This is a genomic window from Rothia nasimurium (genome assembly GCF_049068285.1).
GTDB classification, from domain to species: Bacteria; Actinomycetota; Actinomycetes; order Actinomycetales; family Micrococcaceae; genus Rothia; species Rothia nasimurium_I.
The window spans coordinates 1-12,718 of sequence record NZ_JBLKPV010000012.1; the positions used below are offsets into that span (position 1 = coordinate 1).

The 12,718-nt window shown below is 59.5% G+C and carries 11 protein-coding genes; 4 read left to right on the forward strand and 7 right to left on the reverse strand.

Annotated features, from left to right (window positions below; all coding sequences use genetic code 11):
* The 3 genes from ACMXX3_RS10115 to panB all read right to left on the reverse strand — a co-directional run.
* The coding region (locus ACMXX3_RS10115; protein WP_421084585.1) for a hypothetical protein at nt 1-293 on the reverse strand (293 nt) is incomplete at its 3' end.
* Nucleotides 293-991 carry a hypothetical protein gene (locus ACMXX3_RS10120; RefSeq protein ID WP_421084586.1) on the reverse strand — a complete coding sequence of 233 codons (699 nt, stop codon included), beginning with the start codon at nt 989-991 and terminating at the stop codon, nt 293-295. The genes ACMXX3_RS10115 and ACMXX3_RS10120, both read right to left, overlap by 1 nt.
* A gap of 12 nt (nt 992-1,003) precedes the next feature.
* A complete protein-coding gene (gene panB / locus ACMXX3_RS10125) occupies nt 1,004-1,891 on the reverse strand; it encodes a 3-methyl-2-oxobutanoate hydroxymethyltransferase (protein ID WP_421084587.1) in 888 nt (295 codons plus the stop codon).
* Nucleotides 1,892-2,111: 220 nt separating this feature from the next.
* Between panB and glnA (ACMXX3_RS10130) the strand changes: the two genes are divergently transcribed.
* Both glnA (ACMXX3_RS10130) and ACMXX3_RS10135 read left to right on the forward strand, forming a co-directional pair.
* Complete coding sequence (gene glnA / locus ACMXX3_RS10130) at nt 2,112-3,455, forward strand: type I glutamate--ammonia ligase (protein ID WP_421084588.1); 1,344 nt, start codon at nt 2,112-2,114, stop codon at nt 3,453-3,455.
* A gap of 112 nt (nt 3,456-3,567) precedes the next feature.
* A complete protein-coding gene (locus tag ACMXX3_RS10135) occupies nt 3,568-6,741 on the forward strand; it encodes a bifunctional [glutamine synthetase] adenylyltransferase/[glutamine synthetase]-adenylyl-L-tyrosine phosphorylase (RefSeq protein WP_421084589.1) in 3,174 nt (1,057 codons plus the stop codon).
* 128 nt (nt 6,742-6,869) lie between these two features.
* On the opposite strand, the gene budA is transcribed toward ACMXX3_RS10135, so the two are convergent.
* Nucleotides 6,870-7,622 carry an acetolactate decarboxylase gene (gene budA / locus ACMXX3_RS10140; protein ID WP_421084590.1) on the reverse strand — a complete coding sequence of 251 codons (753 nt, stop codon included), beginning with the start codon at nt 7,620-7,622 and terminating at the stop codon, nt 6,870-6,872.
* Between the two features lie 107 nt (nt 7,623-7,729).
* Nucleotides 7,730-9,154, reverse strand: coding sequence for a type I glutamate--ammonia ligase (glnA, locus tag ACMXX3_RS10145; protein ID WP_421084591.1), 1,425 nt, complete (start codon nt 9,152-9,154; stop codon nt 7,730-7,732).
* 276 nt (nt 9,155-9,430) lie between these two features.
* On the opposite strand from glnA (ACMXX3_RS10145), the gene ACMXX3_RS10150 reads away from it, so the two are divergent.
* Nucleotides 9,431-9,892: an RDD family protein gene (locus ACMXX3_RS10150; RefSeq protein ID WP_421084592.1), complete on the forward strand. Its 462-nt coding sequence runs from the start codon at nt 9,431-9,433 to the stop codon at nt 9,890-9,892.
* Nucleotides 9,893-9,901: 9 nt separating this feature from the next.
* Complete coding sequence (locus ACMXX3_RS10155) at nt 9,902-10,726, forward strand: hypothetical protein (protein ID WP_421084593.1); 825 nt, start codon at nt 9,902-9,904, stop codon at nt 10,724-10,726.
* 51 nt (nt 10,727-10,777) lie between these two features.
* On the opposite strand, the gene ACMXX3_RS10160 is transcribed toward ACMXX3_RS10155, so the two are convergent.
* Together ACMXX3_RS10160 and lipA are read right to left on the reverse strand one after the other, a co-directional pair.
* On the reverse strand, nt 10,778-11,503 hold the full coding sequence (locus tag ACMXX3_RS10160; protein WP_421084594.1) for a DUF4191 domain-containing protein: 726 nt from the start codon (nt 11,501-11,503) through the stop codon (nt 10,778-10,780).
* Between the two features lie 124 nt (nt 11,504-11,627).
* A complete protein-coding gene (gene lipA / locus ACMXX3_RS10165; protein WP_421084595.1) occupies nt 11,628-12,635 on the reverse strand; it encodes a lipoyl synthase in 1,008 nt (335 codons plus the stop codon).
* Nucleotides 12,636-12,718 lie beyond the last annotated feature (83 nt).

Consider the following 12,718-nt stretch of genomic DNA (forward strand, 5'->3'; position numbering starts at 1 on the left):
TGAACTGCCGTGTTACCACCATCTTTTACTATATAGATGGAATCAACAACATCCTTGGGGGTATGGGCTTTTATTTTCCGAAGTCTCTGGGCAAAAGTTTCATAATCGTCAAAGCAAATGTTGAGACTGCGCCCTATGTAGTTTACGAGATGCTCAGAAATCTTTCGTGATTTACCAATAACACCTTCATAATCACCGTAGGCATAATTTTTCTCAGCTTCTTGTGCTGTCCGTAGCAACTCGTTGAGCTGGGTATCAAGTTTCAAGAAGTCAAAATTGCTGGTCGCAAGCATTATTTTTCCTCCAACTGATATACTTTAGTAAGTTCGATTGTGCCCTCAAGCAATGTGTTTTCTAGATCAGAGTCCAGAGAAAACATGGATTCAGCTACGGCCTGTTGGTACCCTGAACCTTCAGCGTAGAAGCTGCCTAGGTTTTCACTCGTTTCCAGGCCTCTATCTAGCCTTTCCTGGCGATAGCTAACCTGCATGGGAACGTGAGTTCGTTTCCACTCAAAAAAGAGAATCGGGTCTTTAGTCTCCGGGTGTTTTTGCTCCAAAGTATCGCCCCGAACGATATTTTTCTCGATTAAAAATTTGGCCGAGAGGTAAAAGTCGTTCTGAGAGTCTAAGGCACTGCCTACCGTCTTATTCCACCAATCGCTGTAGGTGGTCAACATACGTTCTTGGGCGCGATAGTGGTTATCTTTGAGAAACTCTATTCCGTAGATTGAAGCCAAGGCCCAAAGAGACTCGCGTTTGGCCTGCTCAATATCTTGTGAGTACAGTTTGTCCACAGCCGCCAGCTTACGGGTCAGCAGGGCGACTAGAAAATTCCCATCGCCTGCGGCTGGTTCTAAGAAGGTCGCGTCAATAGTTTTTGTAGCTTCTTGAACTTCGGGAATATCCAACATTAGGTCCACCATCCAGGTGGGGGTAAAAACCTCCCCGTGTTGTTGAACCCGTTCTTTTGACTTGATGAGCTCTTCCACTACAGTCTGTCCTTAGCTGTCGAATCGGTGTTCCGCTGCCGGGTAGGCCCCTGAGCGCACGTCTGCCCGGTAGGCGGCAGCGCCCTCGCTCAAGATCTCAAAGAGGTTGGCGTACTGCTTGACGAAGCGGGCCATCTTGCCCTGGCGAAGGCCAAAGGCGTCCTGCCAGACCAGTACCTGGCCACTGACGTCCGCCCCCGCCCCAATGCCGATAATGGGGATCTTCACGGCCCGGTCAATCTCAGCTGCAACATCTGAGCGGGTCATTTCCATCAGCAGACAGAAAGCCCCGGCCTCTTCCAGGGCCAAGGCGGTGTCCATGAGCACCTGCCCACCGCTTCGTCCTTGTACCCTAAAACCACCCAGGGCGTGCTCAGACTGGGGGGTAAAACCTATATGAGCCATGACGGGAACCCCGGCTGCCACCAGGGCCCGAACGTGCTCTGTGTGGTGGGCGGTTGCCTCCATCTTAATGGCGTGGGCCCCGCCCTCCTTCATGAAACGCACAGCGGTAGCCACAGCCTGGGTGGGGGACTGTTCATAGGAGCCAAAGGGCAAATCGGCAACCACCAGGGCCCGGCGGGCAGCTGAGGAGACAGCCTTGACCAGGGGGAGCATCTCATCAACGGTAATCGTCAGGGTGGATTCGTGCCCCAGGACGTTATTGCCGGCCGAATCGCCAATCAGCAAAAGGTCGATACCAGCCTGATCAAAAATGGTGGCAGTCAAAGCGTCGTAGCTGGTGAGCATAGCAAATTTCTCACCGGCCTCCTTAGCCTGCTGAAGGTGGATAGTGCGGACCTTCTTGACGTCCAGGACGCTACTTGTTTCGGTCGGGGAGGCGGGGGAGGGAATCCCGGGGGCGGCGGTGCCGTAGGGCGCTGTTTCTTCCGTGCTCATGCTCTCTACTCTAGCCTGTCTTCAGGAACTGGCGGGGGTGGGGCGCGGGGCGATATCTCACTGGGTGAAACTAAAGTTTCCTGAGGCGTAACCGTTTGGGCTCAGGACGCGTGCCTGGCGGGTTTGACCGCCCTTCAGGGCTTAGAGTGGTGGGTAGGGAAGATACGACCTGCCCACCGTGGGGCAGGTGCTTCGACGACGAAAACGAACGGATGAGTACATGGACCGTCAGCAAGAATTCGTATTACGCACCATTGAAGAGCGCAATGTGCGATTTGTCCGTCTCTGGTTCACCGACGTGGTGGGTCAGCTAAAATCAGTGGCTATTGCTCCAGCCGAGGTTGAATCAGCCTTTGACGAGGGCATTGGTTTTGACGGTTCCTCCATTGAGGGCCTTTCTCGCGTCTACGAATCAGACATGCTCCTGCAGCCGGATCCCTCAACCTTCCAGGTCCTGCCCTGGCGGGGGGACGAAGAGCCGACCTCCCGCATGTTCTGCGACATCCTCACCCCCGACGGGGAGCCAAGCGCCTCAGATACCCGGGGCGTTCTCAAAAAGGTTCTCTCCAAGGCCGCCGGTATGGGCTTTACCTGCTACACCTCACCCGAGATCGAGTTCTACCTGCTCAAGTCCAAGGAACTCGGCCCCAACGGCTTCCCCGAACCCGTCGATTCCGAAAGCTACTTCGACCACACCCCAGGCGGCGTCGTCCAGGACTTCCGCCGCAAGGCCGTAACCACCCTGGAAGAAATCGGAATCTCCGTGGAGTTCTCCCACCACGAGACCGGCCCCGGCCAGAACGAAATCGACCTGCGCCACGCAGATGCCCTGCAAACTGCCGATAACATCATGAGCTTCCGCACTGTCATCAAGGAAGTAGCCCTCTCCCAGGGTATCTACGCCACCTTCATGCCCAAGCCCTTCACCGAGCACGCCGGCTCAGGTATGCACACCCACTTCTCCCTCTTTGAGGGCGACACTAACGCCTTCTTTGAAGCCGGGGCCGAGTATCAGCTCTCCCGCACCGCCAAGCACTTTATTGCCGGCGTCCTGCGCCACGCCCCCGAGTTCACCTCAGTGACCAACCAGTTCGTGAACTCCTACAAGCGCCTCTGGGGCGGCGGAGAAGCCCCCTCCTACGTCTCCTGGGGCCACAACAACCGCTCCGCCCTGGTTCGGGTCCCCCTCTACAAGCCCAACAAGATGCAGTCAGCCCGCATGGAATACCGCGGCATCGACTCAGCAGCCAACCCCTACCTGGCCTACGCCGTCATTCTGGCTGCTGGCCTCAAGGGCATTGAAAATGAGTACGAACTGCCCAGTGCCGCTGTGACAGAAGATATTTCAGCCATGACCAGCGCCGAACGTCGGGCTATGGGCTACCATGCCCTGCCCTCCTCCCTCTACGACGCTATCCACCGCACCGAAGACTCCGAGTTCATGGCAGAAACCCTGGGCGAGCAGGTCTTCGAACAGTTCCTGCGGAACAAGCGACGCGACTGGAATGCTTTCCGGGCAGAAGTAACCCCCTACGAACTCAAATCCAACCTCGGAATCCTCTAACCCCCGTGCAGGCGCAGGGCTCACCATGAGCCCTGCGCCTTCCCATTCAAGCCACCCCAGCCCCAGCCTTCAGACACCTGACACAGACACCTCACCCAAGGAGCCAGCGCCGGTGACAGCCAACAACACCACACCCCCCACCGCCGAAGACCTCGCCCGCAAAGCTGAAGAAGAGCGCAAGGCCCAGCTACGGCTCGTCAGCGAAATGGCGGCTGTGGGCTTCTTTGATGCGGCAAAGAGCGCCAGATGGCTCAACTCCCGGGAACTAGAAGGAATCGACCGGGCTGCCCTCTTCGAAGGGCTGAGGCTGGCGCCCTCACCCGATATCGCCCTGCCTGCCCTCGTCCGCCTCATCGAACGGGCCCCCCACATAGCCCAGCTAGCTGCCCGGGGAGCCCAGGCTGAGGCCCTCTACCGCCTTCTGGGCGGCTCCGAAGCCCTGGGCGAATTCCTGATCCGCCACCCAGAACACACAGACCTACTCGAAACAGAGCAGATAACCCACCCTGCCTACGACACCCCCTCCTCCCTCCTGCCGGAAACCGACAGCGAAAACCTCACCCCAATCGCCCCGCTCGATACTGCCTACCGCACCGACCTGCTGACGGCCGTCGGGGCCGACCCCACCGCCGCCACCCCAGTCGCTACCCTCACCGGCAAAGAGGCCTACACCGCCCTGCGCGTTGCCTACCGTCGCGCCATCACAGACATCGCTATCAAGGACCTCACCAGCTTCGTCCCGGTCCAATATATGCCCACCGTCGGCCGTCAACTAGCCGACCTAGCAGCAGCCGCCCTCGAAGGGGCCCTTGCCATAGCCCGGGCTGAGGTCTCAGCCACCCGCAACCCGCTTGATGTTTCAGCCGTAGAACTGGCCATCATCGGCATGGGCAAATGTGGGGCCCGGGAACTCAACTACATCTCTGACGTGGATGTGGTCTACGTTGTTGCCCACAAACCCTTAGCCGATCTACCCGACGACTTCACCCCCCTGACCGAAAACCAACTCACCCAAATCGGTACCGAACTGGTCCACGCCCTCTCCAAGGCCATTATGGCCCCGGCCCCCGAACCTGCCCTCTGGGAAGTGGACGCCAACCTCCGCCCCGAAGGGAAGGACGGCGCCCTCGTCCGCACCATTGACTCCTACGTCACCTACTACAAACGCTGGGCAGAAAACTGGGAGTTCCAGGCCCTGCTCAAGGCCCGCCCCATCGCAGGTACCCCCGAGCTAGGCGTCCGCTGGGCCCGTGCCATGCGACCCTTCGTCTGGGAATCAGCTGCCCGCGAGTCCTTTGTCGAGTCCGTGCAGGCCATGCGGCGCCGGGTCACCGATAACATCCCGGCTGCTGAAGTTGACCGCCAAATTAAGCTGGGCCCGGGCGGCCTGCGCGATGTTGAGTTCACCGTCCAGCTGCTGCAGCTCGTCCACGGGCGCACCGACGAGAGCGTCCGCACCCAAACCACCACCGACTCCATCACCGCCCTGGCCAAGGCCAGCTTCATCGGCCGGGCCGACGCCCAAGACTTCGCCGAAAACTACGCCACCCTACGCGTCATGGAACACCGGATCCAGCTGCTCTACATGCGCCGCACCCACCTCATGCCGGCCAAGGAGAACGACCGGCGGGCCCTGGCCCGGGCCCTCAGCTCGCCCGTGACTAACACCCACCTCACCGAAGAAGACATGCTCAAACAGTGGGCCAGCATCAAGCGGGCCGTCAAATCCCTGCACGAGCGGCTCTTCTTCCGGCCCCTCCTGGCCGCTGTGGCCCACCTGTCCAAGGACGAAGTGGCCCTGACCCCCCAAGCTGCCCAAGACCGCCTGGCGGCCCTGGGCTACAAGGACCCCCGCCGGGCTATGGGCCACATCGAGGCCCTGACCAAGGGCCTGCGCCGCTCCGCCGAAATTCAGCGCACCCTCATGCCCGTTCTGCTGGGCTGGTTTACCCAGGGGGTAGATCCGGACGCCGGCCTGCTCGGCTTCCGCCGGGTCAGCGAGTCCCTGGGAGGCACCCCCTGGTACCTGCGTATGCTCCGAGACTCACCGGCCGCCGCCGAACGCCTCTGCACCCTGCTCTCATCCTCCCGCTTCATCTCCGACCTGCTCGAAGACGTCCCCGACCCCATTGCCTGGCTGGACAAGGCAGAAGACCTCAAACCCCGGGAAACCGAGGTCATCATTGGGGAATTACGCTCCCACCTGAACCGGCACCCAGAAACCGCCGAGGCGATCCGGGCCGTGCGCATGGCCCGCAGGCGTGAGATTCTGCGCCTGGCCATGGGGGAGGCCCTGGGCCTAAACTCAAATGCTGAGGTTGCCCGTGGCCTCTCCGATATTGACCAGGGGGCCATTCGGGCGGCCTTGGCTATTGCAACTCGTGAACTATTTGTGGACGGGCGGCAGCCGCTCACCGAGGTAGCCGTCATTGCCATGGGTAGGCAGGGCGGAGCAGAAATCGGCTACGGTTCGGACTCCGATCTCATCTACGTTCACAGCCCCAAGGACGGCGCAGACGAGAAAGCCGCCCAGGCTGAGGCCACAGACCTCATTAACCGCATGGTCACCCTGCTCAAACAGCCCACTACCCCGCCCATCCGGGCCGAGAAGGTGCTCGAAATTGATGCCGACCTGCGGCCCGAAGGAAAATCCGGGGCCATGGTGCGCTCGCTGGATTCCTTCCGGGAGTACTACCAGCGTTGGGCTGATACCTGGGAGTTCCAGGCCCTGCTGCGGGCCAGGCCCTTTGCCGGGGCGGAGGAGGTCGGCCAGGCCTTTGTTGAGCTGATTGCCCCCTACCGCTACCCTGAGACGTTCGGGCCGGAGAAGGTGACAGAGATACGGCGGATGAAGGCCCGAGTTGAGAATGAACGGATGCCCCGGGGCGCTGATAAGACCCGCCAGCTGAAACTGGGCCGCGGTGGGCTGACGGACGTAGAGTGGCTGGTTCAGCTACTCCAGCTCCAGCACGCCCACCGGGTTGAGGGTATGAGGACGACCTCAACCCTCAAAGCCCTGCGGGCAGCTGCCCAGGAGGGCCTGCTTCCGCTTGAGGACGCCGAGCTACTGGAATCAGCCTGGAAACTGGCCTCAAAGATTCGGGGCCTGAACGTGCTGCGGACCGGCCGGGCCTCGGACACCCTCACCACGACCCGTCCTGACCTTGAAGCTATTGCCCGCTGGTGTGGCTACCCGCCCAACTCAGCCCGTGTGCTTGAGGATGACTATCTGCGCATCACCCGCCAGGCCCGGGCGGTCTATGAGAAGCATTTCTACCCGGGGTAACTGTCCGTCCCTAGTGCTTCTCAGCCTTTGAAATCTGATCAGCCAAATCTTCTGGATGGAGTGCCCGGGTGCGAGCGAGCGAGCACTCAAGAGGGCACGGAATTGTCTCCCCTTGGTCTGGCTAGGTTTTAGTGCTTCTCAGCCTTAGAGATTTGGTCTGCGAGGTCTTCGGGAGACAGGTCTGCATTTGAGAAGGCTTCGTTGAGGGGCAGGTGCAGGCGCAGACCGGTGCCGGGGCAGATTTCAACGTGGGCGCTGCGTAGCTTGAAGTCGATGACGTGGCCGCCGCGGGTGCGCTCATCGTCAATAAAGTGGGCGTGGCAGCCGGGCACCCCAATACCTTGCTCATAGATGGGGGTGCGGAAGCCCACGATGGTGCCGGAGACATCATCGAACTGCACGATGTCTTCACCTTCAACGGCGTCAACCATCTTGGGGTAGGGCTTTTCCTGCTTCTTGACGGTTCGGGTGCGCACCCACTCGAAGTCGCCCACAATTTTGATGGCGTACATGTAGTTATCTGACAGGGTGAAATGATCGAGCACCTGGCTGGCTGAGGTACGCAGCAGGTTGGTGGGCAGGTCCCGTTTGATGGCGGGGACGAAGTTGGTGATGACCGCAAAGGGGGTCTTCTGATCGAGGGAGGCCAGCGAGATGGACCCGTCGTGGCGCATCTGGTAGCAGGTGCCATCGAGTACGATCATTTCACCGTCGAGCCCGTCAAAGGTGCCCACCCCGAAGTTACCGTGGCCCAGGAGTTCGCCGATGGTCATGTCTCCGTCGTAGATTCCGTCGAGGAGCTGGCTCATGAGGCCGGTTTGGAAGACTTCGTTGCGGTAGATGGTGGAGCGGCCTTCGAGGATGGTTGCCTTGGTGCTCATGGGGGCCTTTCGTGGGATCTTGCTGGGGCGCAAAAGCCGCGCTGGGACGTCCTTTCTGGGCGGACGCCTAGCGCGGCTTTGTGCTACTTATCTAAGTTTACTCGGGCTTAGACGCCGTAGTAGAGCTGGTATTCGAGGGGGTGGGGCACCAGGGAGAGGGGGGCCAGCTCGTTGGTACGCTTGTAGTCGATCCAGGCTGAGATGAGGTCTTCGGTGAAGACGTCACCGGCCAGGAGGAAGTCGTGGTCAGCTTCGAGGGCTGCCAGGGCTTCTTCAAGGTTGGCAGGGGCCTTCTTGATGTCTGCTGCTTCTTCGGCGGGCAGCTCGTAGAGGTCCTTATCGATGGGGGCAGGGGGTTCAATGCGGTTGCGGATACCGTCCAGGCCGGCCATGAGCTGGGCAGCGAAGGCCAGGTAGGGGTTGGAGGAGGGGTCCGGGGCGCGGAACTCAAGACGCTTAGCCTTGGGGTTGGTGCCGGTGATGGGGATGCGGATACCGGCTGAGCGGTTGCCCTGGGAGTAGACCATGTTGACGGGGGCCTCATAGCCGGGAACCAGGCGCTTGTAGGAGTTGACGGTGGGGTTGGTGAAGGCCAGCACTGCTGAGGAGTGCTCAATCAGGCCGCCAATGTACCAGCGGGCGATATCTGACAGGCCTGCGTAGCCGCGCTCGTCGTAGAAGAGGGGCTCACCGTCCTGCCACAGGGACTGGTGGCAGTGCATACCTGAACCGTTATCGCCGAAGACGGGCTTGGGCATGAAGGTAACGGTCTTGCCCCAGGCGTCGGCGGTGTTCTTGATGACGTACTTGAACTTGAGCAGGTCGTCAGCGGCCTGGGTGAGGGTGGAGAACTTGTAGTTGATCTCAGCCTGGCCGGGGGCGCCTACTTCGTGGTGGGAACGCTCTACTTCAAGGCCCACTTCGTCAAGGGCTACGCACATGGCGTCACGCAGGTCAGCCTGCTTGTCGACGGGGGAGACGGGGAAGTAGCCGCCCTTGGTGAGGGTCTTGTTGCCCAGGTTGCCGCCTTCTTCGGCGCGGCCGGAGTTCCAGGGAGCCTCGTCGGAGTCGATCTTGAAGAAGACGGACTGGGGGGTGACTTCGTGCTGGACGTTTTCAAAAACGAAGAATTCAGCTTCGGAAGCGAAGAAGGCGGTGTCGGCAATGCCGGTTGACTTCAGGTATTCTTCGGCACGCTCTGCAACACCGCGGGGGTCGCGGTGGTAGGACTCGCCGGTGCGGGGGTTAACGATGGAGCCGGTGACGACCAGGGTCTTTTCAAGGCGGAAGGGGTCAACGTAGCAGGTGGCGACGTCGGGGATCAGCTGCATGTCTGATTCGGCGATGCCCTGGAAGCCGCGGATGGAAGAGCCGTCGAACATCTGGCCTACGGTGAAGAAGTCTTCGTCGATGGCCTTGGCGGGCAGGTTGAAGTGCTGCTGTACACCGGGCAGGTCGGTGAAGCGGATGTCAACGAACTTGATGTCTTCGTTCTTGATGAAGTCGAGGACTTCCTGTGCGGTTGTGAACATGGTCGGTTGTTCTCCTTGAGTTGTGGCGACCCGGGACCCTGGTCTGGGCTCCCTGTTTGTTGTTACCTAGCCTAGGCTGGTTATTTTGCTCTGAAGTGTCGCTTATGTTTCGCTTCTGTAACGTCAGGGGCTTTGATAGTTGCGCTTCGGTTACGGGCTGGCCCCGAGGGGGTTCTTCTAGTGTATGCGGTGTGGGGGAGTCTTTCTCAGATTCTAGGACGTCGGTGCCTTGGTGTTGTGCGGCTGGTGGGGCAGGTGCCGGTAAGGTTAGGTGTTATGGTTTCGAGAAAAGATTTGGGTTCCTGGGTCGATGGGGCCCCTACTGATTTGGATTATCCGGGCCAGGGGATGGGCCGTCCTCAAAGTGGGCCGGGGTCCATTGCCCGACCTATGCGGCGTCTGCTTGCTTTTTGTTGTGATTGGTTCTTGGTTGCTGGGCTTTTCTGGCTCTTGAAGCAGTCTGTTCTTGCCGGGATTGATTCTGTGACTTTTGATGTTTCCCAGATTCTAGTTTTTTGGCTGTATATGGTGGCTTGTGTTGGTTTTATGGGCCATACCGTGGGGCATCTGGTGTTTGGGATGCAGGTCCAGCGCCTGGACGGGCAGCCTGCTGGTTGGATGTCAGCTGGTATTCGCCAGTCTCTTGTGATGCTTGTTCTGCCGGTGGTGATTATGGACGCTAACCAGCGGGGGCTTCATGACCAGGCCCGGCACACTATTCTTGTGATGATTCGATAGGAGGGGCTGATGTCTGATAACCGTAACCCCGGTGGGGGTACACCTGGGCAGAATCAGGACGCCCCGGCCCCGGCGCAGGCTGCTGGTGAGGGGCTGAACGAACAGCACCTAGGGGCTGCTGAAGAGCAAACTTTCGGGGAGCCTCATGGGGGCACGCAAGCTGGGCAGGATCCGTCCTTACCGAACTTTTTGCTTCACCCGGGGAAGATAGACAAGATTCTTTTGACCCTGCTGGGTGTGATGACGGTCTTCTCCCTGGTTATGATTCCCTTGCGCCCGAATCTGATGGTGAATGCCCCCTGGTTGCTGGCCCTTCTGACGGGTTCGGGAATCGGTACGCTGATTACAGCGGCCCAGAACCAGCAGAATGTCCTGCTCTGGTCAGGGCTGGCCCTGTTGGCAGCCCTGAGCCATATCAAGTTCTTGATTGTGTACTACTTTATGGGCAAGCACTGGGGCCAGGAGTTCATCTCTTGGATTTTCGCCAGCCATACCCCCCTGTGGTACCGCAAACTAGAGGGCTTTGTTGAACGCCATCTCCTCTTCTGCCTGGCCTTGGGCTTCGTTCCCTTCTCCCCGATTCCCGCTACAATTCTGGTGGCTATCGCCGGGATCAGGAAGGTCAAGGCCTGGATGATTGGTGTCTATATTTACCTGCTTGCCCTGGCTAATAAGTGCTTCTACCTTTATCTGGGTCTGACCTTTGGGGAAGGCATCCAGCCCACCCTCCAGACCATAGATAAGTACATGATGCAGATTACCCTGGCCCTGGTTGCCTACGTCTTTATCCTGAACTGGTACAAGTCCAGTAAGAAGCAACAATCTTCAAAGTAGCCAGATACCACAAAGGCCCGGTTCCGAGGAACCGGGCCTTTGCGTATGGTTTTAGCGCATTCCCTTGCGGTCAGGGCGCATCCGCATGGGGTCAATACCCTTGGGGATAGAGTTCAACATGCTGTTGTGCTTGGAGAGCGATTCGATCCGGTTTGCTACCTGGTGCATCTCCTGCTGGGTGAGCTGCTTGGGCAGCTTATTCATGGTCTTGGTCAGCTGCTTGAGGCTTACCTGGCCCTCGTCGTTACCGGTGTTGATAACGGTGACGGGCACGGTGGAGAGGATCTTGGCGTACTTGAGCTTTTCCTTCTGCACCAGTGCGTTGACGCGGCTGCTGGGGCCTTCGGTGACCAGGACGATGCCGGGGCGGCCAATGGCGCGGAAGACGACGTCCTGGGCCTTGTTGACGGCAACGGGCTGCTGCTCAAAAATCCAGCCGCGGCGCAGGGTGGAGAGGGCAGCGCCGGCGCGACCGGGCTGGCCTTCTAGCTGGGCGAAGGCAGCTTTTTCTGCCCGGCGGGAGAGCACCATGACGGCGAAGAGGATGCCGAAGGGGATACCGAGGATCAGGAAGGTAATCCAGTTGTTCAGGAGCAGACCGATGAGCAGGAAGATGAGGACGGTGCCGAAGAAGATGAGGGCCAGAATCCAGGGGATATTGGGGTCCTGTTCGCGGGTCATGGTGTAGACCTGCTTCATCTGGGCAAACATGCCGGGGCCACGCTTGGCGCGACGTTCGGCGCGGGCCTTCTTCTTCTCTTCGCGGGATTCAGCCACTTCTGTGTCCTTTGGTGTGTTGGTTTACCTGGCTTTGGTCGCCGGGGTTTTCGGCGTTGCCATAAGAACCCATTCTATAGGGCAAGCGCCCACGGGTGAAACCGGTGGGCGCTTGATTCTTGCATTAGGCTCCTGCAGCGACGAGGGAGCTGGCTTCCTGCATGGCGAAGCCGGTGTCGTCGATGTGGGAGAGGTGCTCGGGGATATCCCGGCCCTGCTTCTTCATAGCCCGGGCCCAGAGTTTACCTGCCCGGTAGGAGGAGCGCACCATGGGCCCTGCCATGACTCCGGCAAAGCCGATTTCTTCAGCCATTTTAGAAAGTTCTACGAATTCGGCGGGCTTGACCCAGCGTTCGATGGGGTGGAAGAGGGGGCCGGGGCGCAGGTACTGGGTAAGGGTAATGAGGTCACAGCCGGCATCGTGCAGGTCGCAGAGGGCCTCGTAGACTTCTTCGTTGGTTTCGCCCATGCCCAGAATCAGGTTGGACTTGGTAATCAGACCGGCTTCCTTACCCTGAGTGATGACGTCCAGGGACCGCTCGTAGCGGAAGGCAGGGCGGATCTGGCGGAAGATACGGGGGACAGTCTCGAGGTTGTGGGCAAAGACTTCGGGGGCAGCGTCGATGACCTGTTGGACGTCCTCTTCCTTGCCCTTAAAGTCAGGGATCAGAATTTCTACACCGGTGTTAGGGGAAACGCGGTGAATCTGGCGGATAGTTTCGGCATAAAGCCAGGCGCCACCGTCCTCAAGGTCATCGCGGGCAACACCGGTGACGGTGGCGTAGCGGAGGCCCATTTTCTTGACGTTGAGGGCGACCTTGATGGGTTCGGTGCGGTCAATGGCGACGGGCTTGCCGGTGTCAATCATGCAGAAGTCGCAGCGGCGGGTGCATTCGGAGCCACCGATGAGGTAGGTTGCTTCGCGGTCTTCCCAGCATTCGTAGATGTTAGGGCAGCCTGCTTCTTCGCAGACGGTGTGGAGGCCTGAGCCGCGGGCAAGGTCTACCATTTCCTTGTATTCGGGGCCGACCTTGGCTTTGGTTTTAATCCATGAGGGCTTTTTCTCGATGGGTACTTCGGCGTTGCGGGCTTCGACGCGAAGGAGCTTACGGCCTTCAGGCTGGGCGCTCATGGGTGGGGTTTCTCCTTTGTGTGGTGGGTAACCGGTGGGTGGGCTGGGTGGCCCTGCTCCTGTGGGAGCTCAAGTGGTAGGTG